At 58.1% G+C, this 25,749-nt stretch carries 21 protein-coding genes and 1 pseudogene; 15 read left to right on the top strand and 7 right to left on the bottom strand.

From position 1 onward, the window contains the following. From Q7J58_RS15815 to metK, 4 genes are all read right to left on the bottom strand, one after another. Positions 1–215: TCP-1/cpn60 chaperonin family protein (locus tag Q7J58_RS15815; protein ID WP_304830137.1), on the bottom strand; the 215-nt coding region annotated here is incomplete at its 3' end. A 45-nt stretch (positions 216–260) separates the two neighbouring features. Beyond that, positions 261–551: a co-chaperone GroES gene (locus Q7J58_RS15810; RefSeq protein WP_068174446.1), complete on the bottom strand. Its 291-nt coding sequence runs from the start codon at positions 549–551 to the stop codon at positions 261–263. A 289-nt stretch (positions 552–840) separates the two neighbouring features. After that, the gene (locus Q7J58_RS15805) at positions 841–3,096 is read right to left on the bottom strand and encodes a PAS domain S-box protein (RefSeq protein WP_304830128.1); all 2,256 of its coding nucleotides are present in this window, start codon (positions 3,094–3,096) and stop codon (positions 841–843) included. 358 nt (positions 3,097–3,454) lie between these two features. Next, positions 3,455–4,639, bottom strand: coding sequence for a methionine adenosyltransferase (gene metK, locus Q7J58_RS15800; RefSeq protein ID WP_304830125.1), 1,185 nt, complete (start codon positions 4,637–4,639; stop codon positions 3,455–3,457). Between the two features lie 166 nt (positions 4,640–4,805). On the opposite strand from metK, the gene Q7J58_RS15795 reads away from it, so the two are divergent. Both Q7J58_RS15795 and Q7J58_RS15790 read left to right on the top strand, forming a co-directional pair. Next, positions 4,806–5,720, top strand: coding sequence for a lysophospholipid acyltransferase family protein (locus Q7J58_RS15795; RefSeq protein ID WP_336623504.1), 915 nt, complete (start codon positions 4,806–4,808; stop codon positions 5,718–5,720). 23 nt (positions 5,721–5,743) lie between these two features. Then, a complete protein-coding gene (locus Q7J58_RS15790) occupies positions 5,744–6,667 on the top strand; it encodes a lipid A biosynthesis acyltransferase (protein WP_304830123.1) in 924 nt (307 codons plus the stop codon). A gap of 49 nt (positions 6,668–6,716) precedes the next feature. On the opposite strand, the gene yihA is transcribed toward Q7J58_RS15790, so the two are convergent. Beyond that, positions 6,717–7,466: a ribosome biogenesis GTP-binding protein YihA/YsxC gene (gene yihA, locus Q7J58_RS15785; protein WP_304830141.1), complete on the bottom strand. Its 750-nt coding sequence runs from the start codon at positions 7,464–7,466 to the stop codon at positions 6,717–6,719. A 164-nt stretch (positions 7,467–7,630) separates the two neighbouring features. Between yihA and Q7J58_RS15780 the strand changes: the two genes are divergently transcribed. From Q7J58_RS15780 to Q7J58_RS15760, 5 genes are all read left to right on the top strand, one after another. After that, positions 7,631–8,245, top strand: coding sequence for a c-type cytochrome (locus tag Q7J58_RS15780; RefSeq protein WP_304830120.1), 615 nt, complete (start codon positions 7,631–7,633; stop codon positions 8,243–8,245). A gap of 182 nt (positions 8,246–8,427) precedes the next feature. After that, positions 8,428–10,569 (top strand): cytochrome c biogenesis protein ResB, encoded by a 2,142-nt coding sequence (locus Q7J58_RS15775; RefSeq protein WP_304830117.1) that lies wholly within the window; start codon positions 8,428–8,430, stop codon positions 10,567–10,569. Further along, the gene (gene ccsB, locus Q7J58_RS15770; RefSeq protein WP_304830115.1) at positions 10,566–11,927 is read left to right on the top strand and encodes a c-type cytochrome biogenesis protein CcsB; all 1,362 of its coding nucleotides are present in this window, start codon (positions 10,566–10,568) and stop codon (positions 11,925–11,927) included. Before Q7J58_RS15775 ends, ccsB begins: the two co-directional genes overlap by 4 nt. 119 nt (positions 11,928–12,046) lie before the next feature. Then, positions 12,047–13,051, top strand: a complete 1,005-nt coding sequence (gene msrP, locus Q7J58_RS15765; RefSeq protein ID WP_304830112.1) for a protein-methionine-sulfoxide reductase catalytic subunit MsrP — start codon at positions 12,047–12,049, stop codon at positions 13,049–13,051. A gap of 99 nt (positions 13,052–13,150) precedes the next feature. Beyond that, positions 13,151–13,762 carry a protein-methionine-sulfoxide reductase heme-binding subunit MsrQ gene (locus Q7J58_RS15760; protein WP_304830139.1) on the top strand — a complete coding sequence of 204 codons (612 nt, stop codon included), beginning with the start codon at positions 13,151–13,153 and terminating at the stop codon, positions 13,760–13,762. A 36-nt stretch (positions 13,763–13,798) separates the two neighbouring features. Here the strand turns inward: Q7J58_RS15760 and lysA are convergent, their stop codons facing one another. Next, positions 13,799–15,088 (bottom strand): diaminopimelate decarboxylase, encoded by a 1,290-nt coding sequence (gene lysA, locus Q7J58_RS15755; protein WP_304830109.1) that lies wholly within the window; start codon positions 15,086–15,088, stop codon positions 13,799–13,801. 285 nt (positions 15,089–15,373) lie between these two features. Here lysA and cyaY point away from each other — a divergent pair, with 285 nt between their 5' ends. After that, complete coding sequence (gene cyaY, locus Q7J58_RS15750; RefSeq protein ID WP_304830106.1) at positions 15,374–15,703, top strand: iron donor protein CyaY; 330 nt, start codon at positions 15,374–15,376, stop codon at positions 15,701–15,703. Here the strand turns inward: cyaY and Q7J58_RS15745 are convergent. Then, positions 15,693–18,113, bottom strand: a complete 2,421-nt coding sequence (locus Q7J58_RS15745) for a penicillin-binding protein 1A (RefSeq protein ID WP_304830104.1) — start codon at positions 18,111–18,113, stop codon at positions 15,693–15,695. The genes cyaY and Q7J58_RS15745 overlap by 11 nt on opposite strands. 270 nt (positions 18,114–18,383) lie before the next feature. Between Q7J58_RS15745 and Q7J58_RS15740 the strand changes: the two genes are divergently transcribed. The 7 genes and pseudogenes from Q7J58_RS15740 to Q7J58_RS15710 form a co-directional block, all read left to right on the top strand. Beyond that, a complete protein-coding gene (locus tag Q7J58_RS15740) occupies positions 18,384–19,463 on the top strand; it encodes a pilus assembly protein PilM (protein WP_304830101.1) in 1,080 nt (359 codons plus the stop codon). Then, a complete protein-coding gene (locus Q7J58_RS15735) occupies positions 19,460–20,077 on the top strand; it encodes a PilN domain-containing protein (RefSeq protein WP_304830098.1) in 618 nt (205 codons plus the stop codon). The genes Q7J58_RS15740 and Q7J58_RS15735 overlap by 4 nt, the downstream gene beginning before the upstream one ends. A gap of 17 nt (positions 20,078–20,094) precedes the next feature. Then, the gene (locus tag Q7J58_RS15730; protein WP_304830095.1) at positions 20,095–20,766 is read left to right on the top strand and encodes a type 4a pilus biogenesis protein PilO; all 672 of its coding nucleotides are present in this window, start codon (positions 20,095–20,097) and stop codon (positions 20,764–20,766) included. Between the two features lie 20 nt (positions 20,767–20,786). Continuing rightward, entirely contained in the window at positions 20,787–21,317 is a 531-nt protein-coding gene (locus tag Q7J58_RS15725) for a pilus assembly protein PilP (protein WP_304830092.1), read from the top strand. Further along, a complete protein-coding gene (locus tag Q7J58_RS15720; protein WP_304830089.1) occupies positions 21,314–23,467 on the top strand; it encodes a type IV pilus secretin PilQ in 2,154 nt (717 codons plus the stop codon). Before Q7J58_RS15725 ends, Q7J58_RS15720 begins: the two co-directional genes overlap by 4 nt. 38 nt (positions 23,468–23,505) lie before the next feature. Then, positions 23,506–25,230, top strand: coding sequence for a hypothetical protein (locus tag Q7J58_RS15715; RefSeq protein WP_304830086.1), 1,725 nt, complete (start codon positions 23,506–23,508; stop codon positions 25,228–25,230). A 203-nt stretch (positions 25,231–25,433) separates the two neighbouring features. Next, positions 25,434–25,749, top strand: a pseudogene (locus Q7J58_RS15710) (IS481 family transposase); the annotation flags it as partial.

Here is a 25,749-nt window from a genome sequence, read left to right as displayed (position 1 = left end):
TGGGCGCCCATGTTCTGCAGCTTGTCTTTCAGTTCGATCTCTTTAGCGACCGAAACACCGTCTTTCGTGACGGTAGGGGCGCCGAACGAGCGTTCCAGCACCACATTGCGGCCTTTAGGACCCAGGGTGACTTTGACGGCGTTGGCCAGGATGTTCACACCCTCGACCATGCGTGCGCGGGCTTCGCCGCCGAAAATGACGTCTTTTGCTGCCATGTTGATATCTCCAGAATTCAGTTAAGAGGAATGAAAAGAGAAAAATTACTTCTCAACGACGGCGAACAGGTCGTCTTCTTTCATCACCAGCAGTTCGTTGCCATCGACCTTGACGGTCTGGCCGCTGTACTTGCCAAACAGAACGCGGTCGCCGACCTTGACGTTCATGGCCGACAGTTCGCCTTTGTCGTTTTTCTTGCCGGGACCGACGGCCAGGATTTCACCCTGGTCTGGCTTTTCGGCGGCTGCGTCGGGGATGACGATGCCGGAAGCGGTCTTGGTTTCGCTGTCAATACGTTTGACGATCACGCGATCGGCGAGAGGACGAAGGTTCATTGCATCTCCTGAGATAAAAACGGTAAAGGGGTGATTCAGACCCGTGGCGTCAGCCCTGAGGCTCGGCGTCACCGGTGATCGACTTGGTGAAAAGTGTTAGCACTCAACACCAGCGAGTGCTAATGATAAGGGCGGCCTCGCGGGTTTTCAAGACCAGGGTCGGTTTTTTGCACAATAAGAACGTGAACCCGTGCCATCCGGTCTTTGCTGATGGTGCGTTCAGCGTGCCACGGCTGCGGTACCGTCAGGCTCTGCTCATGCCGTGAGCGTTGAAGCCTTGAAGGGCGCTTCAGGTCGTGGGCTCAGTTGGAGAAGGGATATTGGGGGTATTGATCTGGAGTTCCCGTCCATTGGACGGCAAGGTGAAATAGAACGTGCAACCCTGACCTGGTGCACTTTCGGCCCAGATGCGGCCAGCGTGGCGTTGGATGATGCGCTGCGACAGCGCCAAGCCCGTACCGGTGCCTTCGAAGTCCATGGAGTGGTGCTGTCGTTGGAACATGGTGAAAAGATTCTGTGCCTTGTCCACATCGAAGCCCACGCCGTTGTCGTTCACATAAAAGGTGTGACCCCCGGTGGTGTTGGTCTTCCAGCCTACTTTGATGCGTGCTTTGACACGCGGACGGGTGTACTTGACCGAGTTGCTTAGCAGGTGGTTCCAGACCTGGGTCAGCAGCGTGGCGTCGGCCTGAACGGTGGGCAGATCGTGCGCAATGACCCATTCGATAGGGCGACCGGGGTTCTCTTCTTCCAAGTGCGAAATCACGCCTTCGATCAAGGGCGTCAGGGGCACGGGCTGAACGGTGATCGCCACACGACCCAAGCGGGCGTATTCCAGCAAACCCTCCATCATGGCGCCCATGCGCTGGGTGGCCTGGGTTGTTGATCTCATGTATTGCAGGGCCGGTTCATCAACCGACTCGCCCAATTGCTCTTCCAGCAGGTTTACAAAGCTGGAAATATGGCGCAGCGGTGCACGAAGGTCGTGCGAGACCATGTACATGAAAACGTCGAGGTCTTTGTTGGCTGCTTCCAGTTGTTGCGTGCGCTCGTCAACGCGTTGCTCCAACGTGTGGTTAAGACGGTTCATTGCGTCTTCCCGCTTTTTGGTCGCGGTCATGTCGCTGGTGATGCTGGACAAGCCTTGCAGTTCACCCGATTCGTTGCGCAGCGCGGTCAGAACTGTGTGGGCCCAGAAGCGGGAGCCGTCGTCGCGCTGGCGCCAGCCGTGGGTTTCCCATTGGCCGTGTGTCTTGGCCAGTTGCAACACCTGATCGGGATCGATTTCGTCATCGGCGTTGTCGGTGGGCAGCAGCGCACGGTAGGGGCGTCCCAGCATCTGTGCGGCGTTGTGCCCGTGCAGGCGCTGTGCGCTCTGGGTCCACTCGGTGACGAGGCCTTCTTCGTCAATGAAGTAAATGCAACAGTCCTGAACAGAATCCACCATCAGACGGTAGCGCTGTTCACTCTGGAACAGTTCTGCCGTTCGTTGGCGCACGCGCTCTTCCAGTTCGTGATGGGTATTGTGTGCCAGTATTTCGGCGCGGCGGCGTTCGCTGATGTCGTGCAATTCAATGAAGATACCTTCCACCACGTCTTGCTGGAAGTCGGGGATGTAATGAATCTCATCGTAATGGTGGGTGCCGTCGGCCGCGATACGATCGATCTCGACGGTGGCCACCTGTCCCGCGAGCGCTGCGGTCACGTGAGGGAAAATCTCAGGCAACAGGTCCGGCGGAACCACCTCGCTCAGGTGCGAGCCCACCATGTCTGCGGCACGTTTGCCGTAGCGCGAGGCATGGGCTGCACTGGCAAAGCGGCAGATCAGGTCTTTGTCGTAATAGGCCAGGCGGGTAGGAATACGGTCGGCGATGTTTCGCAGAAACCTGTCTTGAGCCACCACGTGCTGTGCGGCTGCCCTGCGGTCGATGATTTTCACCAGTGTGGTGTTGGTGTGCGAAAAGTGGCCTTCGGCATTGCACACCGCCGTGAATGAAAGCAGGGACCGGAAGCGGCTGCCGTTTTTGCAGATCAGCTCAATTTCCATGGCTTCTTGGGTCCCGCCTTCCCGCAGGGCCTCCAAACGGTCATACACCAGTTGGCGCCAAGTTGCATCAATCAGGTCAAAAATGTCGAGCTGGTCCAGCGCTTCTTCCCGGCTGTAGCCCAACCAGTCCAGCAAGGTCTGGTTGATTTTGACAAACCGGTGGCTCGCATCAATCGACAGATAGCCGCAAGGGGCGTACTCGTACAGCGCATGCGCCTGGTCAAGCGTTTCCTGCAGGGCGTCCAGATCATAAATATCGAGCTGTCCCTGAGCCGCTTCCTGGCTGTAACCCAGCCAGTCAAGAAAGGCCTGGTTCGGTTTGACAAGCCTGTGGCTCGCATCCATCGACACCGGTTCGTAGGGGGTGGGCTCGGTGGTTGTTTGCGTTGGGGCGGGCGCTTGATCGTTGCCTGGCGTGCTTTCGCTTTCGGCTGCCTGGTGGTTCTCCAGGTGGGTGTGCGTATCGTCGGCCTGTTGCGGTTGGAAGGATGTGTCCATGGATGAAGGCGTCAGATCGTTGAAGTGCACACGGTCAAGGTCCGTTCAAAGCGAATGCTGTCGTAGAGGTTCCGGATTGTTGCCCTTCGGCTGGATTCAATCGCTGCAAGAGCGTAACAAAAGCCCCTTGCGTTTGGCGAATGGATTTGTATTTTAGGGAGTGCCTGTTTTCAGGTTGGCAGGTCGGTGCGACGGGAGTGGTCCCCCAGGACGCTTGAGACCTGTCAAGCGGTGCTGCCGATCTTTTTGGGCTCTGCTGCACTCAGGCGTTGCGGTTGCGGTGGTTGATCGTCGACTTTGTGGCGATCGCATCGCGCCGTTTCATGGTATGGCCATCCAGCAGGTGCTGGCCAAGCGGTTACTGGAGGCCCGCCGCTGCGCGCAGCGTCTGCGCTTTGTCGGTGCGTTCCCAGGTGAATTCGGGCTCTTCGCGACCAAAGTGGCCATAAGCGGCGGTTTTTTGGTAGATCGGGCGCAGCAGGTCCAGCATCTGGATGATGCCTTTGGGGCGCAGGTCGAAGTGCTCGTTCACCAGGGTGGCGATCTGCTCGTCGGAAATCACGCCTGTGCCTTCGGTGTACACCGTCACGTTCATCGGCTTGGCCACACCAATGGCGTAGGCCACCTGGATCTGGCACTGCTTGGCCAGCCCGGCGGCCACAATATTTTTGGCCACGTAGCGCGCGGCATAGGCGGCCGATCGGTCCACTTTGCTCGGGTCTTTGCCGCTGAAAGCGCCGCCACCGTGCGGGCAGGCGCCGCCGTAGGTGTCCACAATGATCTTGCGCCCGGTCAGGCCACAGTCGCCCTGTGGGCCTCCAATGACAAAACGGCCGGTCGGGTTGATCAGGTAGCGGGTGTTTTGCAGCCATTCCTTGGGCAGCACCGGTTTGATGATTTCCTCAATGATGGCCTCAATGAAGCTGTCCTTCATCTTGGTTGCGGTCTCGGACTGGTCGGGACTGTGCTGGGTGGACAGCACCACCGTGTCGATGCTGTGGGGCCTGCCGTCCACGTAGCGCATGGTGACCTGACTCTTGGCGTCGGGCCGCAAGAAAGGCAGGCGACCGTCTTTGCGCAGCTGTGCCTGGCGCTCTACCAGACGGTGGGCGTAGTAGATGGGCGCGGGCATCAGCTCTGGCGTTTCGTCGCAGGCGTAGCCAAACATCAGGCCTTGATCGCCAGCGCCAATGTTCAGGTGGTCGTCACTGGCGTGGTCCACGCCCTGGGCAATGTCGTTGCTTTGCTTGTCGTAAGCGACCAGCACCGCACAGCCTTTGTAGTCAATGCCGTATTCGGTGTTGTCGTAGCCAATGCGCTTGATGGTGTCGCGCGCCACCTGGATGTAGTCGACATGCGCGTTGGTGGTGACCTCGCCCGCCAGCACGACCAAGCCGGTGTTCGTCAGCGTCTCGGCTGCCACACGGCTGCGGGGGTCTTGTGCAAAGATGGCGTCAAGGATCGCATCAGAAATCTGGTCAGCCACCTTGTCGGGGTGGCCTTCAGAGACGGATTCTGAGGTGAAGAGAAAATCGTTCGCCATATAAACTCCAAAGGTGGTGGATCGGCGTTGCCGGTCTGTCAGAGTTCGGCGAACGCTTTAGCGGAATTTGTGAATCGCCCCGCAATTAGTTCAGTAACTCGGCGATGGCGCGATTTTAGATCAAGCTTTTTCGCATCTTTTTTTGTTGTCCCAAGGCCTTGGCTCCGTGGGGCTATGTTTTGGCTGTGCTGTGGACGCTTTGATTCGTTTTCTCTTTGTGCTCTTGAGCAAGTTACCGCTGCCGATGTTGCACGCCGTTGGCTGGTTGCTGGGCTGGTTGAGCTTTCTGCTCTCTGGGCGTTACCGTCGCCGGTTGCTGGACAATGTCCGTCAGGGTGGTTTTTCCCTCAGCGTCGCGTTGGTTTCGGTGGGCGAGGCTGGAAAAATGGTGGCCGAGTTGCCTCGCCTGTGGCTGGGGCGCCCGGTGCGGGTGGGCTGGGAAGGTGCGGCACACATTGAAGCCGCGCAGGCCCATGGCTTGGGTGTGTTGTACCTGACGCCGCACCTGGGCTGTTTTGAAATCACGGCGCAGGCGCTGGCCGAGCGGTTTGGTGAGCGCATGCCCATCACGGTGCTCTACCGCCCGGCACGCCAGCCGTGGATGCGCGATCTGGTCGCGAACGCCCGCAACCGCCCGGGTTTGCACACGGCGCCCACCACGCTGGCGGGCGTCAAGCAACTTATCAAGGCGCTCAAGTCGGGGCAGGCGGTGGGGTTGCTGCCCGACCAAGTGCCCCCGGCCGGCCAAGGCGTGTGGGCGCCTTTTTTCGGCCGCGATGCCTACACCATGACACTCTCGGCCCGCCTGGTTCACAGCGCCAAGGCGCAGCCCGTGCTGATCTGGGGTGAGCGCCTGAGCTGGGGGCGCGGTTTCCTGGTGCATGTGCGCCCCTTTGACCCCACCCGCACGGCGCCCATGGCCACCGATGCGACGCAGGCCGCACACCAAATCAACCAAGCCATGGAGGCGCTGGTGCGCGAATGCCCACAGCAATACCTGTGGTCTTATGCGCGTTACAAAAATCCTGCAGGCGCCGATGGCGCTGATGCGGGCACCGCTGCGCCGACCAACGGTCGCTGACTTCGCAACGCAAGCCATCTCCTATGCCGACTTCTTCCCCTTTACCTGTCGACTCTTCTCCCAATGTGGGTTGGGCCAACCGCTTGGGTCTGGGTTTTATGCGGCTGCTGGCACGTTTGCCCTTGCCCTGGATTCGCTCACTGGGCTGGCTCGGGGGGCGGTTGTTGCATGGCGTGGCAGCGCGCCGCCGACGCATTGCGCGCGTCAACTGGGCGCGGTGTTTTCCGCAAGACAGTGAAGCCCAGCGCAACCGCGCGGTGCGCCAGCATTTTGTGTATTTTGTGCAGGCTTGGCTGGACCGCAGTTGGCTCTGGGAGGCCAACGAAGCCACCGTGCGTTCGCGTTTGCGCTTGGTGGGTGCCACCGATGAGTTGCAGGGCAGCGCCCCCACGGTGATTTTTTCACCGCACTTCGTGGGACTGGATGCCGGTGGCACAGCGCTCGCGTTGTTCGCGCCCCGTGCATTCATCAGCGTCTATGCCGAGCAGGCCAACGAAGCGGTGGACCGTTGGATTCGCGCGGGCCGTTTGCGTTACGGCGCTGTGAAGCTGGTCAGCAGGCACCAAGGCTTGCGGCCGGTGGTGCAGGCGGTTCGGGCGGCCGAGGTGTTGTATTTGTTGCCCGATATGGACATGGGGGCTTCGGAGTCGGTCTTCGTTCCGTTTTTCGGTGTGTTGACCGCCACAGTGCCCACGCTGCCCCGCTTGGCTCGTCTGGGGCAAGCCAAAGTGGTTCCAGTGGTGAGTCGCATTACCCCTCAGGGATACGATGTAGAGGTGTTGCCCGCCTGGCCCGACTACCCGGGGCCCGATGCGCAGGCCGACACTGCCCTCATGAACCAGCGCCTGGAGGCCATGATCCGGACCATGCCCGAGCAATATTACTGGGTCCACAAGCGCTTCAAGACTCGCCCGCCTGGAGATCCTTCGTTTTATGGAAAAGACTGAACGTCTGGGCGGCGCCAGAGCCCGGCAAGGCCCGGTTCGTCCACCAAAGTCAGTCGAGGGACTCGGGCTCGGGTTCCTGGTCCGAATCGACGTCGGTGTCGGGTTCAACCGCCTCACCCTTGGCCTTTTTGGTGGGTGTGTGAGACCACTGCCAGAGCAATTGGGCCACCTCGTCAAGCCCTTGCTTTTTCAGCGCTGAAAACAGCATGGCTTCGCCGCCGCCGCTTTGTAATTTGGCGATCGACAAAGCTTTGGCCGCTTCGGAGCGGCTGAGCTTGTCGGACTTGGTGAGCAGCACCAGAAACTTCAGGCCGGCCTGTACGCGCGGCCGGATCACGTCAAGCAAAATTTCATCCAGCTCGGTCATGCCCAGGCGCGGATCAATCAACAGCACCACGCCCGTGAGGTTTTCGCGGGTCATGAGGTAGTTGCCCATCACGCGTTGCCAGCGCAGCTTGGCTTCTCGGGGCACGGCGGCGTAGCCGTAGCCCGGCAAATCGGCCAGCACCGCGTCGTGTACGCCTTGCTTGCCCAAAGAAAACAGGTTGATGCTCTGGGTGCGGCCGGGTGTTTTGGATGCAAATGCCAGACGCTTTTGCTGCGTCAGCGTGTTGATGCAGGTGGATTTTCCGGCGTTGGAGCGCCCGACGAAGGCAATTTCAGGGAGCTCAAGCGCCGGCAGGTGTTCCAGCTGCGGAGCGGTGGTGAGGAAGCGGGCGGTGTGCAGCCAGCCGTGGGCGATCTTGGCTTCCACCGTGGCGGGGACAGGGTTTTTTCCAGCGTTGGGTTGTTCGGCCATGGCGGCCGGGGCGTCCTGGGACGGTGAATCGGAGGCGGGGGCTGGAGTGTGGTGTTGGGTCATTTGGGGTTTTCCCGGTGGGGCATTGTAAAATTGATGGGCTTAGAACAAAACTACCGCGAATCTCCTCAACCGAACCCGTCGCCACCGACGTCAGCCCAGACATGAAATTGCCTGTTTCACTCCTTTGCGCCGCTGCCGCTGCAGCCCTGTCGTTCAGCGCCCATGCCCAGTCGGCCAAGCCCGATCTGGCCAAAGGTGCGGCCTTGTATGGCCAGGTGTGTGTGGCCTGCCACGCCGCCGACGGCAATTCGACCACACCAGTCAACCCGACACTGGCCCAGCAGCACCCAGAATATCTGGTCAAGCAACTGCAGGAATTCAAGTCGGGCAAGCGCGACAACGCCATCATGAAGGGTTTTGCAACCGCACTGTCCGATGATGACATGCGCAACATCTCTTTCTGGCTGGCGGACCAAAAAGCCAAGACAGGCTTCGCACAAGAAAAAGACCTGGTGCGCCTGGGCGAGCGCATCTACCGCGGCGGTATTGCCGACCGTCAGATTGCTGCTTGTGCCGGCTGCCACAGCCCCAACGGTGCGGGTATTCCTTCGCAGTACCCCCGTCTGTCGGGTCAGCACGCGGAGTACACTGCCAGCCAACTGAATGCTTTCCGCAGCGGCGCACGCCACAACAATGCACAGATGACCGGTGTTGCGGCCAAGATGAACGATCTTGAGATCAAGGCGGTGTCCGACTACATCGCCGGTCTGCGCTGAGTTTCGGTCCGGGTCAAACCCCCGCAATGAACGAGGATATAAGCAGGCGTTAATATTTGACGTCACAATGCGAAAGAACGTCTCTTGCATTGAACCGCTGACCGAAAATCACATCACATCAGGGCGAGTTCTGGGGTAACCAGACCCGCCCTTTTTGTTGCTTCTTACTCTTGCTCTCTTCCATGACCGTCTCCACTCAAGGCATGCAGATCAAAACCAGCTCGCGCGTGGCCAGCGAGATGGTGGAATTGCTGTCGTCCATGCGTTTCGCCATCTCGCTGTTGACGGTGATCTGCATCGCCTCGGTGATCGGTACCGTGGTCAAGCAACACGAGCCGGCCAACAACTATGTGAACCAGTTCGGACCTTTCTGGGCCGATGTGTTTGGCAGCGCCAATCTGTTTTCGGTCTACAGCGCCTGGTGGTTTCTGCTGATTCTGGCGTTTTTGGTCATCAGCACCAGCCTGTGCATCGTTCGCAACACACCCAAGATTTTTTCGGACTTCAAGGCCTACAAAGAAAACATCCGCGAGCAAAGCCTGAAGGCATTTCCGAGCCGCGCCGAAGCCACTTTGAGCGAAGCTCCTGAGGCAGCAGCCAACCGCATCGGCCAATCTTTGCTGGGGGCTGGCTGGAAGGTGAAGTTGCAGTCGCGCGACACCGCTGGTGGTATTGGCTGGATGGTGGCCGCCAAAAAAGGCGTGGCCAACAAAATTGGTTACTTGGCTGCGCACAGCGCCATTGTGCTGGTGTGCATTGGCGGATTGTTGGATGGCGATCTGATCGTTCGCACGCAGATGTGGTTCAACGGCAAGACGCCGTTCACGGGTGGTGGCCTGATCGCCGACGTGCCGGTTCAGCACCGCTTGCCAGCCAACAATCCCACGTTCAGAGGCAACCTGCTGGTGACCGAGGGCACCACCGCCAGTACGGCCATCCTGGCGCAACCAACCGGCGTGATCCTGCAAGACCTGCCGTTTTCTGTCGAGCTGAAGAAATTCATTGTGGAGTATTACGACACGGGGATGCCCAAGCTGTTTGCCAGCGACATCGTCATCCACGACCATGAAACGGGTGAGAAGAAGGAAGCGCGCGTCGAGGTGAATCACCCCGCCAGCCACCGCGGCATCAACATCTACCAGTCGAGCTTTGACGACGGTGGCTCCAAAGTCACCCTGCAGGCCATGCCCATCAACGGCCCTGCCAAGGCCTTTGAGGTTTCGGGTGTGATTGGCAGCACCAGCGCGCTGACCAACGGCGACGACAAGATGACGCTGGAATACACCGGGCTGCGGGTGATCAATGTGGAGAATTTTGCGGAAGTGGCGGGTGCTTCCGGCGTGGACGTGCGCAAGGTGGACCTGCGGACTTCCATCGAGAGCCGCCTCGGCTCGGGTCACAAGACGGTGACTGAAAAAACGCTGCGCAACGTGGGACCCAGCATCACCTACAAGCTGCGCGACGCTGCGGGTCAGGCGGTGGAATACCACAACTACATGCTGCCCATGGAGCTGGACGGTGCGCGCATGTACCTGCTGGGCATGCGTGAAACGCCGGCCGAGCCGTTCCGGTACCTGCGTGTGCCGGCCGATGCGCAGGACAGCATGGACGATTTTGTGCGCCTGCGCACGGCGCTGGCCGACCCAGCCATGCGTGACCTGGCGGTGCGCCGCTACGCCGTGTCGGCGGTGGAAGAGGGCCGCCCCGAGTTGGCAGAAGCGCTGCAGGCGTCTGCCAACCGTGCAATCGGGTTGTTTGCCGGGGCTGAAGCGGTGGACGCGCCCACCGCGGGTTCCCAGGGCCGTGCAACGGTGAAGGGTGGCTTGCAAGCGGTGTCGGCTTTCCTGGAAGTCAACGTGCCCGAGAGCGAGCGCGAGCGGGCCAGCGACGTGCTGGTGCGCATCCTCAACGGCACCTTGTTCGAACTGATGCAGATCAGTCGCGAACGCGCTGGTTTGCCACCGCTGGAGCGCAACGAAACCACCCAGCGTTTCATGACCACGTCTGTGATCAGTTTGAGCGACGCTTTCTTCTACCCCGCACCCATGACGTTCCAACTCAAAGACTTTGAACATGTGCAGGCCAGCGTGTTCCAGGTGGCGCGTGCGCCGGGCCAAAACATTGTGTACCTGGGCTGTCTGTTGCTGATCTTGGGCGTTTTTGCGATGCTGTACGTGCGCGAGCGGCGGGTGTGGGTGTGGTTGTCGCCGGCTGGCGAACGCTCGTCACAGGCCCAGATGGCGCTGTCGTCCAACCGCAAGACGATGGAATCCGATCAAGAATTTGAAGTTTTGAAGAGCCAATTGCTGAAGGTGAACCCATGAACACTGCCGCTGCGAACCGCACCATTGAGCTGAAGAACAACGGTTCCGGCGCCACGCCGGGGTATTTTGCCCGCCGCAACCTGTGGGACTGGCTGTTCGCGGCCATTCTGATGGCTGGCGCGGTCTGGGCATTTTTGCAATACGACCATGCGATGAACGGCTATGAGAAGGCCATTCTGATCGGAGCCGTGCCTTCCATGATCTGGCTGGGCTGGTTCTGGCGTCCTTTGCGCCTGCTTTCTGTGGTGGTGGGTGCGTTGGCTTTGCTGGCCATCTGGCTGTACCAGACCCCCGAGGGTGCGGCGGACCTGGCGCGGGCTGATCAGGCGTTCCTGCTCAAGTACTTTATTTCCAGCCAATCCGCGATTCTCTGGATGAGCGTGTTGTTTTTCATGAGTACCATTTTTTACTGGGTGGGCATGCTGACCCGGGCAGGAGAGGCCTTCGAGTCCCTGGGTTCTCGCATGGCCTGGGTGGCTGTGACGCTGGCGTTGGTCGGAACCATGGTGCGCTGGTACGAAAGCCATCAGATTGGTCCGGATATTGGTCACATTCCGGTCAGCAACCTCTACGAAGTCTTCGTTCTGTTTTGCTGGATGACGACGCTGTTCTACCTGTATTACGAAGACCAGTACAAGACCCGTTCCATGGGTGCTTTCTCCATGCTGGTGGTGAGTGCCGCGGTGGGTTTCCTGCTCTGGTACACCTTGGTGCGTGAGGCCCATGCCATTCAGCCCTTGGTGCCTGCCCTGCAGAGCTGGTGGATGAAGGTGCATGTGCCGGCCAACTTTGTCGGTTACGGCACGTTCGCCATCGCCGCCATGCTGGCGTTTGCTTACCTGATCAAGCAGAGCGCCTCCGAGACCCGCTGGTACAAGCTCGCGCCTTTGTGGCTGCTGGGCATTGTGCTGTGTCTGGAGCCCTTGGTGTTCCGCCAGTCGGCGCTCGAAAAGGGCGGCAGTTACTGGTTCGTTTACTTCGGTATTTCTGCTCTCGTTGTGGCGGCGATCCTGTTCGGCCGCCGCCGTATTGCCGAGCGCCTGCCCAGCTTTGAAGTGCTGGACGACGTGATGTACAAAGCCATCGCTGTGGGCTTTGCCTTCTTCACCATCGCCACGGTGCTCGGCGCTTTGTGGGCGGCAGAGGCATGGGGCGGTTACTGGAGCTGGGACCCGAAAGAAACCTGGGCGCTGATCGTCTGGCTGAACTACGCGGCCTGGCTGCACATGCGGCTGATGAAGGGCCTGCGCGGCACGGTAGCCGCCTGGTGGGCGCTGGTGGGCCTGGCGATCACCACGTTTGCTTTCCTGGGCGTGAACATGTTCCTCTCGGGTCTGCACAGCTACGGCGAACTGTGACCCACAAGCTGGGCTGCCCCTGGGGCTCAGGGGTTGTCCAGCATGCTGTGCGCCAGATGGCAGGAACTTTGTAAGAATGATCCCGTTCCGAAGACTGATTCGGAACCCAGGAGCCATTCATGATCATTCGCCTCAACCACAACGGGTTCCAGCACCCTGTTTCCAGTGACATCACTTCGCCGTCTGACTACGTTGGGCGACGTGCGCTGTTGCAGCGGCTCGCGCTGGGTGCTGGTGGCGCGGCTCTGGCCAGTTGGGCCTCGCGCGATGCGCTGGCCCAGGCGGTCGTTTCCCGCCCAGGTCGACTGACCGCACTGAATGCCACCCGTTCAACGGCAGCGGGCGCCAGCACCGTTGAGACGGTGACCACGTACGAAAACGCATCCACGTACAACAATTTCTACGAGTTTGGGACCGACAAGTCGGACCCTGCAGCGTATGCCAAGTCGCTCAAGACCAGCCCCTGGACGGTGTCGGTGGAGGGGTTGATTCACAAGCCCAAAACCTACGGGCTGGACGAGTTGCTCAAGCTCTCACCGATGGAAGAACGCATCTACCGCTTGCGCTGTGTCGAAGGTTGGTCCATGGTGATCCCGTGGGTGGGCTACTCTTTGGCCGCGTTGATCAAACAGGTACAACCACTGGGCAGCGCCAAGTACGTGGAGTTTGTGACCCAGGCGGATGCCAAGACCATGCGCGGATTGGCCTATGGTGTTCTGGACTGGCCTTACACCGAAGGTCTGCGGCTGGATGAAGCCATGCATCCGCTGACCCTGCTGGCTTTTGGCATGTACGGTGAGGTGTTGCCCAACCAGAACGGCGCACCCATTCGCTTGGTGGTGCCCTGGAAATACGGTTTCAAGAGCGGTAAATCGCTGGTCAAAATCCGCTTCATCGACAAGGAGCCGCGCACCGCATGGAATGTGGCCGCACCGCAGGAGTACGGTTTTTATTCCAACGTGAACCCCGACGTGTCGCACCCGCGCTGGAGCCAGTCCACAGAACGCCGCATTGGCGAAGAGGGCGGGCTGTTTGCCAAACGGCGCAAGACCTTGGTGTTCAACGGCTACGAGCCCCAAGTCGGGCAACTGTACGCTGGCATGGACCTGCGCAAATTCTTTTGATGCCGGTAAGCGCGTCGGCCCGGGTGGTGTCTTGTGGCTTCTGAAGCTGTGACGGCAGTGAGACGCCAGACTGGCCAGCGCAGCGCCAGCGTCTCTACCGTGCACCGTTGCCTGACGCATCCAATAGCGAAACCTGTGGTGTTTGTGCTGGCCTGCCTTCCCTTGGCCTGGTTGTTTTGGGCGGCGGTGGCCGACCAACTCGGCGCCAACCCGGCAGAGGCCCTGATCCGCTCGCTGGGCGACTGGAGCTTGCGCTTTTTGGTGCTGGTGCTGACCATCACGCCGCTGCGTGTGCTGGCTGGCTGGACTGCTTTGGCCCGCTTTCGGCGCATGCTGGGCCTTTTCGTGTTTTTCTACGTCTGCATGCACCTGCTGGCCTACGCCTGGTTTGACATGGGGTTTGACCCGGCCGCCATGCTGCTGGATGCGATCAAACGTCCCTTTATTTTGGTGGGCGCGATCGCCTGGTTTCTGCTGTGGCTCATGGCCGCCACCTCCTTCAATCGTGCCATACGCGCTTTGGGTGCCCGACGCTGGCAGCTGCTGCACCGCAGTGTGTACGCGGTGGCAGCACTGGCGGTATTGCATTTCTTCTGGATGCGCAGTGGCAAAAACGATTTCAACGAGGTGGCTGTTTATGCAGCCATCCTGGGTTCTCTGCTGGGCTGGCGTTTGTGGCGGCGATTTGGCCACAGGCCGCCTGGCCAATAGGATTGCCCTGACCGGCCGTTTGTGCGCCGTGCCTCGTCAGGGCAGCAAGCTTTCAAAGCGCAGTTGGTCGGTAGCGCTTTCCCGAGCGCGGATGAGGGTGGCGGTCTCCCCATCCACCAACAGTTCCGCTGCGCGGCCCCGGGTGTTGTAGTTGCTGGCCATGCTCATACAGTAGGCACCAGCCGACATCACAGCCAGTAAATCACCCGCCTGCACGGCCAGCGCCCGGTCGCGTCCCAACCAGTCACCGCTTTCGCACACCGGGCCCACCACGTCCCAGACGGCGGTGGGCTCGCTGCGGGGTGCCAGCGGCACGATTTGGTGAAACGCCTGGTACATGGCGGGACGGGGCAGGTCGTTCATGGCCGCATCCACAATCAGAAAATTCTTTTGCTCACCCGGCTTCAGGTACAGCACCTCGGTCACGCAGACACCCGCATTGCCCACCAGCGACCGGCCAGGTTCAATGAAGATTTTTCGGTCGCCGTAGCCCCTGGTGTCCAGCTTGTGCAGCAGGCGCAGCCACAGTGCGTCTGCTTCGGGTGGTGTGTCGCCGTTGTAGTCAATACCCAGACCACCGCCGAAGTCAATGTGCGCAATGGGTACACCAGCGGTTTCAATGGCTTGCACCAAGTCCAGAATGCGGTCCATCGCGTCCAGATACGGTTCGGCCTGGGTGATTTGTGAACCAATGTGGCAGTCAATGCCCACCACCCGCAGGCCCGCACACGAGGCCGCGTGCCGGTAAGTGTCCACCACATCTTCGTGGGCAATACCGAATTTGTTGCCCTTGAGGCCGGTAGAAATATAGGGGTGGGTTTTCGCGTCCACGTTGGGGTTCACGCGCACGCTCACCGGTGCGCGCAGGCTCATGCTTCGTGCCACTTCGTTCAGCACATCCAGCTCGGCCCGGCTTTCCACGTTGAAGCAACCAATGCCCACGTCCAATGCCCGGCGCATTTCAGCACGGGTCTTGCCGACGCCTGAAAAAATGATTTTGCAGGGCTCCACGCCCGCGGCCAGTGCCCGTTCCAGTTCACCGCCCGAGACGATGTCCAGACCGCATCCGGCACGCACCAGGGTTTGCAAAATGGCCAGTGTCGAGTTGGCTTTCATGGCGTAGCAGATCTGGTGCGCGCGGCCAGCCAAGCCCCGCTGGTAGGCGCCCAAGGCTGCCAAGATGGCGGCCTTGCTGTAAACGAACAGCGGTGTGCCGTGTTGCTGGGCCAGCGCATTCAGCGCCAGGCCTTCAACCATGAGTTGCCCGTTATGAAAGGTGAAAAACGGGGGGAGTGTCGTGGGCGCAGCGCCGGAAGTGATGGACATGAAAGGTATTTTGCTGAGAGATTGGGGCAACCAATCCGGGGTGCTGCTCGGTATGAAACGGGCCAGCAAGGGCTGCAGGGCCGGTCAGTGCCTGGTCGTGGTGTCGCTGGGCTCTGCCGTTGCAGGTTGGGCGGTGCTGGCGGTTGTTGGCAAAAAGAGCGGGCCTTTTTGGCCGCAGCCAGAGAGCAGCAGCCCGGCACCCAGCAGGGCGGCAAGGGTGAATGGCCGCCCTGCCAAGGCAGTGGCGCCTAAAATTCGGTGCAAATCCAACATGGGCCCATTGTAATGACCGACATCGAATTTCTGGACCGCGCCGAGGCGCTGCTGCGGGCCATTGAACTCACCTGCGACCGAATCAACGACACCACCGACGCCGATATCGACAACCAGCGCGTGGGGGGCATGATCACGTTGACCTTTGCCAACCGCAGCCAGATCATCATCAACCTTCAAAAACCGCTGCACGAGGTGTGGATGGCCGCTCGCGCAGGTGGTTTCCACTACCAGTACGATGGCTCCACCTGGGTGGACACCAAGGGCCAGGGCGAGTTTTTTGCCAGCCTCTCGCGCTACGCCAGCGAACAGTCGGGCTTGCCGCTGGTTTTTAGTTTCTGAACAGGTCGAGAATGCTGCGGCGGTCCTCCGGCGCCATCGCGGGCGAGGCCGTATTACCGCCGCCGCCTGCTGGAGAGTCGCTTGCAGCAGCACCGGGCGATGGGTCATTCAGCCCGAGTGCTCGAACCCCGTTGCCAGGACCGTACTCTTCATAATACCAATCGCCACCTACGTTGATCACTCCAAAGGGCGCACTGTATTCGACCACCGGCACATCTTTGAGCGCGGTAGACATGTAGTTGATCCAGATGGGCAAGCTCAGTCCACCACCGGTTTCCCGACTGCCGAGATTGCGGGGCGTGTCGTAGCCCACCCAGGCCGCTGCCACCACGGTGCGCTGGTAGCCGACAAACCAAGCATCCACCGAATCGTTGGTCGTGCCGGTTTTCCCGTACACATCGGGCCGCTTGAGTGTGGCCTGTGCCCGGGCGGCGGTTCCGGTGCGGGTGATCTCCTGCATCAGGCTGCTCATGATGAATGCATTGCGGGTGTCAATGGCGCGCTGGGATTCTGTGGGCTGTGTGGGGAGGGCCTCGAACAGCACCTTGCCTTTGTGCTCCACCACGCGCGTGATCAGCGTGGGTGAAACACGGTAACCTCCGTTGGCAAATACGGCGTAGCCTGCGGCCATTTGCATCGGTGTCACCGACCCGGCGCCCAGTGCCATGGTGAGGTAAGGGGGGTGTTTTTCGGCGTCAAAACCAAACCGCGACACCCATTCTTGGGCGCTTTGTGTGCCCACCAATTGCAGTACCCGAATGGACACCATATTTTTCGATTTGGCCAAGGCGCGCCGCACCGACATGGGGCCTTCAAATCGGCCGTCGTAGTTCTTGGGCTCCCAAGGTTTTCCGCCGGTTTGCGTCGCGCTGTAAAAAAGTGGCGCATCGTTCACCACCGTCATCGGGGACAGCCCTTTTTCCAGGGCCGCCGAATAGATGAAGGGTTTGAAGCTGGAGCCTGGCTGGCGCCAGGCCTGTGTGACGTGGTTGAACTTGCTTTTTTGAAAGTCAAAGCCGCCCACCAGCGCACGCACCGCGCCTGTGCTGGGGTCCAAGGCCACAAATGCCGACTCAACTTCGGGCAACTGGGTGATACGCCAGCTTTTGGGGCCGCTTTTCACTACGCGAATCACCGCGCCCGGGCGGATTTTGATGTTGGGTCCGGCCTTGTCAGACAAACCCGACTGGGCGGGTTTGAGCCCATCCCCCGTGATTTCAAAAGGCTCGCCATCTTGCCGCACGGCCACCACCCGGCGTGTACTGGCTTCCAGCACGACCGCCGACATCAAGTCGTCGTTGTCCGGTCGGTCGTTCAATACGTCATCAATCGCATCGTCTCGGGCGACTTTATCGACCGGCAGATCAATGAACAATTCTGGACCCCGGTAAATTTGCCGCCGTTCATAGTCCAACACGCCCTCGCGCACGGCGCGGTAGGCCGCCTGTTGCTCGTGAGACTGCAGACTGGTGGTCACATTCAGGCCTCGTGTGTAGGCCTCTTCGCCGTATTGCGCAACCATGGCTTGGCGCACCATTTCAGCCACATATTCGGCGTGGACCGTTGGTTGGATGCCGCTCGGTCGCAATGTCAGCTGTTCGATCTTGGCTGCATCTGCTTCGGCTTGGGTGATGAAGCCGTTTTCCAGCATCCGGTCGATGATGTGCAACTGACGGATGCGTGCGCGCTTGGGGTTGCTGATGGGGTTGTAGGCAGAGGGAGCCTTGGGAAGGCCAGCCAGCATCGCTGCCTCGGCAATCGTCACATTCTTCAGTGGCTTCCCAAAGTAGGTCTGCGATGCGGTGGAAAAGCCGTACGCGCGCTGTCCCAAGAAGATCTGGTTCATATAGATCTCAAGAATTTGCTCCTTGGTCAGCATGTGCTCCAGTTTGAACGTCAGCAACACTTCATAGATTTTGCGTGTGTAGCTTTTTTCAGCCGACAAATACACGTTGCGCGCCACCTGCATCGTGATGGTGGATGCACCCTGGCTTTTGGCCTGCCCCAAATTGGCCAGCGCAGCACGCATCATGCCGCGGTAGTCGACGCCGCTGTGCTCGAAAAACCGGGCGTCTTCAATCGCCAGCACCGCGTTTTTCATCACCTCCGGTATTTCTCGAATGGTCAGTAGGTTGCGACGCTCCTCACCAAACTCACCAATCAGCTGACCATCGGCCGTGAGTACGCGCAACGGAAGCTTGGGACGGTAGTCTGCCAGATCGGCTACATCGGGCAGGTTGGGGTAGGCCACAGCCAAGGCGATCGCCACGGCCAGCAAAAGAGCCGCTCCACCAGCCACCGCCAGTCCGACCAAGCCCACCGCAAGGCGACCGATCCAGATGACGGCGCTGCGTCCCACGGATACTGGTGGCGAATGGTGCAGAGAAGAGGCGTGGTCGTCTTTGGGCATGCGGAGGGTCTGTTGGTCGGTGGCAGATTATAAAAATCGCGCAGTGCTGGGGGTGCAAAGGCAGGCGAGCATATTGTGAGTTCTTGTTTGTCTGGTGGTCTGCTGCCTCGCTACAGGGGATCAAATGGGACAAAAATGCGTATGCTTTTGACAACGCTTCCGTTTGTGTTAAAGGCAAAAAATCTTTGCTGCACAAAGGGCTTACTGCTAGCATTCAAGTGATTTCTTAAGTTTGGTGCGTCGTTGCGCCGTCATTTTTTGGGGGCCACCTTGATCTCATTGGGGTCGTTATTTAGCCGAGAGCCGGCACCGTTGTTGGGCATTGATGTCAGTTCGTCCAGTGTCAAACTGGTTGAGCTCGGCCGAAACCGTGCTGGCGATCTGGTTGTTGAACGCTGTGCCATTGAGCCTCTGGATCGTGGATGGATCACCGACGGCAACATTGAAAAATTTGACGAAGTGGCTGAAGCCGTGCGACGGCTGGTGCGCAAAAGTGGCAGCAGAACCAAAAATGTTGCGATGGCTTTGCCAGCATCAGCGGTCATCACCAAGAAAATCATCCTGCCTGGTGGGCTCTCCGATAAAGAGCTCGAAGCCCAAGTTGAGTCAGAAGCCAATCAGTACATCCCATTTTCTTTGGACGAGGTGAGTCTGGACTTCTGTTTGATCGGGCCGAGCGCCAACTCAGCGGGTGATGTTGAAGTCCTTATTGCAGCATCTCGCAAAGAGAAAGTGTCTGACCGCCAAGGTCTTGCCGAGGCCGCAGGTCTCAAACCGGTCATCATGGACGTAGAGTCCTACGCGTCGCGCATGGCTGCAGGCCGAGTTATCGCCACCTTGCCCAACCAGGGCGTTGACTCGCTGGTGGCATTGTTTGAAGTGGGTGCCTTGACCACGAGCATGCAGGTCATACGGAACGACGATGTGTTGTATGAACGCGATCAGGCTTTTGGGGGGGCGCAACTCACGCAGCTTATCGTGCGTCAATACGGGTTTTCGTCCGATGAAGCCGAGGTCAAAAAACGCTCAGGAGATCTGCCTGAGGACTACCAGTCCGCCGTTCTGGGGCCTTTCATTGAATCCATGTCGCAAGAAATTGGGCGAGCGCTGCAGTTCTTTTTCACAAGCACGCCTCACAACAAGGTGGACCACATTCTTTTGGCTGGGGGCAGTGCGTCTTTGCCGGGCCTGACAGATGCTGTCACGCACCAGACCTCCTTCGCCTGCATGGTCATCAATCCCTTTGATGCCATGGACGTCGCTTCAACGGTTCAAGCCCGCAGAATTTCGCGCGAAGCGCCTTCTTACCTGACCTCGACCGGCTTGGCCTTGAGGAGGTTCTACCAATGATTCTGATCAACCTGTTGCCGCACCGGGAGGCAGCCCGAAAGCGGCAGAAAGAGCAGTTTTTCACCCAGTTGGGCCTCTCGGCGCTGCTGGGCGGCATCATTTGCGGTGCGATTTTTACTTGGTACCAGGGGCAAATTGCCACCCAACAGGAGCGCAATAGCTTTCTTCAAAGCGAGATCGCCAAGCTCGACATTGAGATCAAAGACATTGCCAGCCTCCAGCATGAGATTGCTTCGTTGCGCGCAAGACAGACGGCTGTTGAGGACCTTCAGGGCGATCGCAACCTACCCGTGCATCTGCTGGATGAACTCGTTGCCCAGTTGCCTGATGGCATCTACCTCAGCAGCATGAAGCAGGAAAATCAAAGTGTGCTGCTCGTTGGCGTTGCTCAATCTCAAGAGCGGGTGTCTGAGTTGTTGCGCAACTTGGGCAACCAGAGTCCTTGGCTGAGTCGCCCTGAATTGGTGGAAATTGTGGCTGCCAATGTGGTTGTCTCCAGTCGGGAGCAACGGCGGGTTTCCAATTTCACAATCCGTGTTTCGCTCGTGCGGCCTTCAGCCACGGCCACCTCCGGTTCTGCCGTTGTGGCACCCGTTGTGCCCGGCAAAGTCTGATTGAGGCACAGCGCGCCATGGCCAAAATACCCCAGATCAACGTGGATTTTAAAGAAATCCAGGATCAGATCACTGCCCAGTTCTCAGGGCTGGACCCCAACGACCCGTCTCAGTGGCCGGTTCTTCCCCGCAATTTGCTCTACGTCGCCGTTTGTCTCGTTGTGATCGCTGGCTTATGGTTCACTTGGCTGCAGACTTCTGACGAAGAGCTTGTAGCCGAAAAGACACGCGAAGAACAGTTGCGTACCGATTACCGCAGCAAATTGGTGCAGGCTGTCAACCTCGATGCACTTAAAAAACAACTTGAGCAGGTTCAGCAATACGTGAACCAGCTGGAGCGCCAGTTGCCCAGCAAGGCCGAGATGGATGCCTTGTTGTCTGACATCAACCAAGCGGGTTTGGGCCGAAGTCTTCAGTTTGAGTTGTTCCGTCCAGGACAGGTGCTGGTGAAAGAGTATTACGCGGAGCTCCCCATTTCCGTGCGCGTCACCGGGACTTACCACGACATTGGTTTGTTTGCTTCCGATATCGCCAACCTGTCCCGCATCGTGACCCTTAACAACCTCTCGCTGACGCCTATCAAGGACCGTGACGGCATTTTGACCATGGACTGCACAGCCAAGACGTTCCGATACCTGGATTCGGAAGAAGTGGCGTTGCAGCAAAAGTCCAAAGGGGTGAAGAAGTGATTCAGCCAAAGACGCTGTCCATGGTGTTGAGTGCAAGCGTTTGGGTTGTGCTGGCGGGATGCACCACATCGGGCCAAGATGAGCTTCTTGCCTGGATGCAGGCTGAGCGAAACGCCATTAAACCCCAAGTGAAGCCCATTTCTGAGCCCACCAAATTTATTCCCCAAACCTACAGTGGTGAACAGATGATGCCGCCTTTTAGCGGTGAAAAGCTCGCGAGTGTGATGCGCGGAAGTCCCAGCACCGTCGTGCTCAATTCGAGCCTGATTCAACCCGAGCTCAACCGCCGAAAACAACCATTGGAAGCCTATCCACTGGATGCCATGAGCATGGTCGGCAGCATCCGCAGCCAGGGCCAACTGGTGGCGCTCGTGAAAGTAGACAACTTGCTTTACCAAGTGCGAGCAGGCAGCTATTTGGGCCAGAACTACGGACGTGTGAACAAGATTACAGAAACAGAAGTCACGCTGCGAGAAATCGTGCAGGACTCTGCCGGTGAATGGACCGAGCGCCCTGCGGCGCTGCAGATACAAGAGGAAGCGTCTCAATGATCAAGCCCAACATGGCCAATACCATCAGAGCATGGGAGCGTGCCGCACTGAAGAGCGTCATCGTGGCCTCTCTGGCACTGACCACCGTTTGGGCTCAGGCTCAAAACGCTATTCAGTCGCTCACAGGGGGTGTTCAAGGCGGCGTGGAAGTTGTTCGCATTGAAACCAGCGAACCCCTTTTGGCCTTACCTACCGGCTTCACCATTCAGGCGCCCGCTCGAATCGCGCTGGACTTTCCCGGTGTGGCCAACAGCATAGGGCGCAACGCCATTGAACTCAATCAGGGCAACCTGCGTTCAGCCAATGTGGTTCAAGCCGGTGACCGTACCCGCGTGGTGATCAATCTGAAGCAGCCCGCAGCCTACCAAGCCAAAGTTGATGGCAAATTCCTGCTGGTTGTGTTTGAGCGCTCTGATGCCGTTGCCGCCGCACCAGCGGTTCAGGCTGCTTTTGCCGAGAGCCGCAACCGTGACACGGTAGCGCTTAAAGACATTGATTTTCGCCGCGGCAGTGGCAACTCTGGACGCATTGTCGTTGAGTTGGCCAACAACCAGGTGGGGGTAGACATTCGACAACAGGGTCAAAACTTGGTGGTTGACTTTCTGAAAACCTCCTTGCCTGAGGGATTGCGCAGGCGCTTAGATGTCACCGATTTTGGTACCCCGGTGCAAACCGTCGCAACCTCTCAAAGTGGTGACCGTGTGCGCATGGTTGTTACCCCCAAAGGCAACTGGGAGCATTCGGCTTACCAAAGCGACAATCAGTTCGTCTTGGAAGTTCGAGAGCAAAAAGTAGATCCTTCCAAATTGACGCAAGGCCCCGGCTACAGCGGGGAAAAATTGTCGCTGAATTTCCAAAATATTGAGGTTCGTTCCTTGCTTCAGGTGATCGCCGATTTCACCAACTTCAACGTAGTGACCTCCGATTCTGTGTCGGGTGCTGTGACACTTCGTCTGAAGGACGTGCCCTGGGATCAAGCGCTGGACATCATTTTGCAAGCCAAGGGTCTTGGCATGCGCAAGTCGGGCAACGTGCTCTGGATTGCGCCAAAAGACGAAATTGCAGCCAGAGAAAAGCAAGAGCTCGAATCAAAGGCTTCGATTGAAAGCCTGGAAACCGTGCGCACGCAAGGATTTCAGATGAACTACGCCAAGGCGGCCGACATTGCCACACAAATCACAGGCGGTGGGTCCGGCGGCAGCGGCAACAGTGCCCGCATTTTGTCGCCGCGTGGCAGTGTCATTGCAGAGCCGCGTACCAACCAGCTCTTCGTGACGGACATACCCTCCAAGTTGGAGCAGGTACAAGATCTGATTGCCCGACTTGACATACCTATTCGCCAGGTTTTGATTGAAGCACGCATTGTTGAAGCCGACGACCGCTTTGGCCGGTCCATTGGTGTTCGGTTGGGTGGTAGTGACTTGCGCGGCGTTCGAGGTGGCGACGCGGGCTATTCTGTGGGCGGTACCAACCGCATCGCTATTGGTGGCAGTTATAACGCCGTCTCGAGCACCACACTTGAAAGCGAAAACACCCTTGACACGGTCAACACGTCGTTTGTGAACCTCCCTTCAACGGGTGCCGGAGGCTTTTCACCAGCGTCCTTCGCTATTTCCTTGTTCAGTTCGGCTGCCAACCGTTTCTTGAACCTCGAAATTTCAGCGCTGGAAGCCGATGGACGTGGAAAAATTGTTTCCAGTCCACGGGTTGTAACCGCAGACCAAGTCAAAGCGTTGATCGAACAAGGTACTGAATACCCTTACCAAACCGCGACCTCTAGCGGAGCAACCGCTATTTCGTTCCGCAAAGCCAATTTGAAACTGGAAGTCACACCGCAAATTACACCCGAAGGCAGCATTATTCTGGATGTGGATGTGAACAAAGACAGCCGCGGTGAAACCACAGCTGCTGGTATAGCCATCAACACCAAACACATTCAGACCCAGGTGTTGGTTGAAAACGGTGGAACAGTGGTGATTGGAGGTATTTTCGAGCTGATAGAGATTGACGATACAACCAAGGTGCCGTTGCTTGGAGACCTGCCAGTGGTAGGCAATTTGTTCAAGAACCGCAGCAAGACGGCCAACAAGTCCGAGTTGCTGGTCTTTATCACACCGCGCGTGATTTCTGATCGCGGTGTGATGCGTTGAGATGTTGTTCATCTGAATTTTTAGTCAAGGTGATAGAAATGAGAATTTTGGGGTTTCTTTTGGGTGGTGTCTTGGCACTTGCTTTGACTGGTTGTGGTGGTGGTGGTGGGAGTTCGGGTTCAAAATCTGAAGATTCAGATGCGCCTGCAACAACTGTCATTTCTGACGTTGTTTTTGAATTGAGTAAAACTACTATTGTTAATTCGGGTTCGGATGCTTCTGATTTGAAGATTACGGTTCTTGACGCAAGTCGAAATATTATTGTTGGTGTTCCTGTGCAGGTGTCGCTCAACCCGGACGGAGTTTTCTTAAAGACCACGGGGGATGTTACTGATGGTAATGGTCAGTTCGGTGGAAAAATCCAAATTGGCGGGAATAAATCTAATCGTCAGATAGATGCAATTATACGTGTTGGGGACTTGACTCGAACGGCTTCTGTGCAGGTCACAGGTAGTCAGATTACGCTGTTGCCAGTACCTGCAACACCTAATCCGGGTCAATTGGTCAGCCTTAATGTTTCTACAACTGATAGTGCAGGTGCAGCCATTCCAAACGTCAGCTTTAGCTTTGATGGTTCCGCAGTTGCTCTAGGTCACGCGAGCACTGATCTTTCAGGGAACGCTGTAATTACCTTTGCGGCACCTAGTTCCGTGGGTACTTACACGGTTGTTGTGACTGCTTTAGGCACTTCAGTTTCTAAGATCGTCGAAGTGGTTGCGGCGGGGGTGAGCGGCAAGCCTGCGGCAGTGGGTGTCCCAAGTACCTCGTCCTTAACGCCAAATCCAACGACGATCCAACCTAACGTAGCGGGCAGCACAACAAACAGATCTAAACTCTCCGCCAAATTTCAGACTGCGGAGAACGCAGGGATCGAAAACATGCGAGTGCGGTTTGAGATCGTTCCCCCCGCCTTGGGTAATGGCGAAACTATTTCGACAGGCGACGCAACTATCTATACAAATGCTGCGGGTGTCGCTGAAGCGGATTACATCGCTGGTATTCGAAGTAGTCCTACCAATGGAGTGATGGTGCGAGCATGCTTTAGTCCTACTGATTTCATGTCTAATACGGATTGCCCCAGTTGGGTTCCTGCAACTTTGACTGTTGCTGGAGCGCCTCTTAGTATTAGTATTAGTGATGATAATCAGCTCGAAAAGGGACTTGGTGATATTGCTTACATCAAAAAATTCTTGATTCAAGTTAATGATGCGGCAGGTGTCGCAGTTAAGGGCGCTATTGTCAGCGCCAGTGTGGATGTTACGCATTATGGTAAGGGGCTTGTGTGGGGATATCCGTACCAGTTTGTCTCTACGCCGAATGTTCGGACCATACACCCGGACTATGTGCCGACACCACTGATAGCAGGGGCGGTTAAGACTCTGCAGGCTTCCACGATTGAACCAGTAACTGGCCAGAACATCTGGTGTCTTAACGAAGACTGGAACCGTAATGGGTTTTTGGACTCGGGTTCGGGAGAGGACATTAATGGTGATGGTTCAGTTCAGCCGAGGAAGGCTGAGGTAATCGTCTCTTACGTTAATGGAAACCAGACGGATGAAAACGGACAGCTCTTGGTGCAGGTCAGTTATGGGCAAAATATGGGCAGGTGGTTGGCATATACGCTTCGTGCGACCACAGGGGTGGCAGGCTCAGAGGGAGATGCTTCCAAGAGTTATGTCACTGATGTACTTGAAGAGGATGTTAAAAACGGGTCCTTCTTGAACCCTCCATTTGGCTCAGGTTCTTGTCGTATGCCCGGTTGAGTTGTGACTCTGAGTCGTTGTCGAGTTCCGTGCGATTATGTACCCCGTCGCAGCTGGCCGTTGTTCCGGGCCCGTGCTGTTTTGGCGGGCCTTCTGGCCTCTGGTACTGAGGAGAACGCATCATGAGCATGGTCCATCCGATGGCACGCACCACCCCACGCACGCGTGCTGAGATTCATGAATCCCAGGCCGGCCTTGCCGAAGTGGCCCAGACCTACAACATCAGCCGTGGTACGGCGCGCAAGTGGCGCAATCGCTCGGACACCTTGATCGCTCGCACCGCGCGCACCAGTTGCCCACCACCTTGAGTCCGGCGCAAGAGGCGATCGTGATGGAGATACGGCGCCTGTGCCTGCTGCCCTTGGACGACCTGGTCAGTGTCACCCGGGAGTTCATCAACGCTGACGCATCCCGCTCAGGTATCAGCCGTTTGCTGCGCCGCGAGGGCCTGTCCAAGCTCTCGCTGATCTACAGCCGGTGCCACAAGGCGAGGAGGCACCCAAAAAGACCTTCAAGGAC

The sequence above is a fragment of the Hydrogenophaga sp. genome, assembly GCF_030656115.1.
Taxonomy (GTDB): domain Bacteria; phylum Pseudomonadota; class Gammaproteobacteria; order Burkholderiales; family Burkholderiaceae_C; genus Hydrogenophaga.
This window is presented reverse-complemented; position numbering and strand designations above follow the sequence as displayed.

Coding starts and splice junctions, on each gene's coding strand:
- Q7J58_RS15790 (WP_304830123.1), top strand. CDS start 5,744: ATGCCGACTTCTTCCCCTTTACCTGTCGACTCTTCTCCCAATGTGGGT.
- Q7J58_RS15810 (WP_068174446.1), bottom strand. CDS start 551: ATGAACCTTCGTCCTCTCGCCGATCGCGTGATCGTCAAACGTATTGAC.
- Q7J58_RS15775 (WP_304830117.1), top strand. CDS start 8,428: ATGACCGTCTCCACTCAAGGCATGCAGATCAAAACCAGCTCGCGCGTG.
- Q7J58_RS15720 (WP_304830089.1), top strand. CDS start 21,314: ATGATCAAGCCCAACATGGCCAATACCATCAGAGCATGGGAGCGTGCC.
- Q7J58_RS15745 (WP_304830104.1), bottom strand. CDS start 18,113: ATGCCCAAAGACGACCACGCCTCTTCTCTGCACCATTCGCCACCAGTA.
- Q7J58_RS15805 (WP_304830128.1), bottom strand. CDS start 3,096: ATGGACACATCCTTCCAACCGCAACAGGCCGACGATACGCACACCCAC.
- Q7J58_RS15730 (WP_304830095.1), top strand. CDS start 20,095: ATGGCCAAAATACCCCAGATCAACGTGGATTTTAAAGAAATCCAGGAT.
- lysA (WP_304830109.1), bottom strand. CDS start 15,088: ATGTCCATCACTTCCGGCGCTGCGCCCACGACACTCCCCCCGTTTTTC.
- Q7J58_RS15715 (WP_304830086.1), top strand. CDS start 23,506: ATGAGAATTTTGGGGTTTCTTTTGGGTGGTGTCTTGGCACTTGCTTTG.
- Q7J58_RS15735 (WP_304830098.1), top strand. CDS start 19,460: ATGATTCTGATCAACCTGTTGCCGCACCGGGAGGCAGCCCGAAAGCGG.
- yihA (WP_304830141.1), bottom strand. CDS start 7,466: ATGGCCGAACAACCCAACGCTGGAAAAAACCCTGTCCCCGCCACGGTG.
- Q7J58_RS15725 (WP_304830092.1), top strand. CDS start 20,787: ATGGTGTTGAGTGCAAGCGTTTGGGTTGTGCTGGCGGGATGCACCACA.
- msrP (WP_304830112.1), top strand. CDS start 12,047: ATGATCATTCGCCTCAACCACAACGGGTTCCAGCACCCTGTTTCCAGT.
- Q7J58_RS15780 (WP_304830120.1), top strand. CDS start 7,631: ATGAAATTGCCTGTTTCACTCCTTTGCGCCGCTGCCGCTGCAGCCCTG.
- cyaY (WP_304830106.1), top strand. CDS start 15,374: ATGACCGACATCGAATTTCTGGACCGCGCCGAGGCGCTGCTGCGGGCC.
- metK (WP_304830125.1), bottom strand. CDS start 4,639: ATGGCGAACGATTTTCTCTTCACCTCAGAATCCGTCTCTGAAGGCCAC.
- ccsB (WP_304830115.1), top strand. CDS start 10,566: ATGAACACTGCCGCTGCGAACCGCACCATTGAGCTGAAGAACAACGGT.